Origin of the sequence: Acetobacter malorum, from assembly GCF_002153605.1 — a bacterium.
GTDB lineage: Bacteria > Pseudomonadota > Alphaproteobacteria > Acetobacterales > Acetobacteraceae > Acetobacter > Acetobacter malorum_A.
On record NZ_JOPG01000065.1, the window covers coordinates 1 to 901 of the forward strand.

The 901-nt window shown below is 44.6% G+C and carries 1 protein-coding gene; it reads left to right on the top strand.

Going from position 1 to position 901, the window contains the following annotated elements:
- Positions 1-443: 443 nt before the first annotated feature.
- Positions 444-901: hypothetical protein (locus HK23_RS13895; RefSeq protein WP_143217585.1), on the top strand; the 458-nt coding region annotated here is incomplete at its 3' end.

Below are 901 nucleotides of genomic sequence, written 5' to 3' on the forward strand. Positions count from 1 at the left end.
AATGAGACAACGGGCGGTGTGTGGGTTGAAAGCCCCCCTGTTCTCGGCCCCATAGCAGCAAAACTGGGAAAGGAGCTGGAGGATAAGTGGAAAAAAAACAAAAAGAAATATGGCCTGCTTTATGACAAGCTAAAGAACAGGGAGGAAATTACACTGCTCTGACAAGGGCCTTATTTTGTTTCCTCACTCGCCTGAACTCCTTCTTCATGGATGTGCTTTAGGGGAGATAAAAGGTTTTCGAGAATTATTTTGCTAAAATTACCGTGGTTCTGGGTGAGGCTAATCAGCTTGCAGAGGGCACGTTCCGGACAGGCCATCATCCGTCGGGAATTGCGCGATTTCGGGATGGAGCTTGTGCGAAACAGTGGTGATAAACGAGCCGAAACACTTCAGGAAGCCGTTTCGGATTTTGATATTCTTGTCAATGGGTAAGGACAGCAACAATGTCAGAGCTGAATGTCTATCGTGTCAGCAGTAATCTTCAATATGGCGGCATTTCGCCAAATGTAGAAATATGGGATGAAAACGGACGAGCAGTTTTACCCAATCACATCAAACTGGCAAACTGGGAACTGTATCCGGTTCGTTTAAAAAAATTTACAACAGATGTGAATTTCATCCCTTATTATGCTGGTAACAATTTTGTTGTGGATAAAACAGCAAAAGCTTTGTTGCAGCCTCTGATACAGAACTGTGGAGAGTTCCGGCCAGTCAAAGTAGGGGATCGCCTGTATTGGTGGTTCAAATGCACACTCGAATATGACTGCACGGTCAAGGGGCAAATCGAGGGAAGAATTTCGCTTCCTGAATTTAATATGTGGTCCGATGTCAAACGCTGGGTTTTTGATCCCATCAAATTGAAAAATGCCCCTGCCATTTTCCATCCTCATGAAAAACCAAC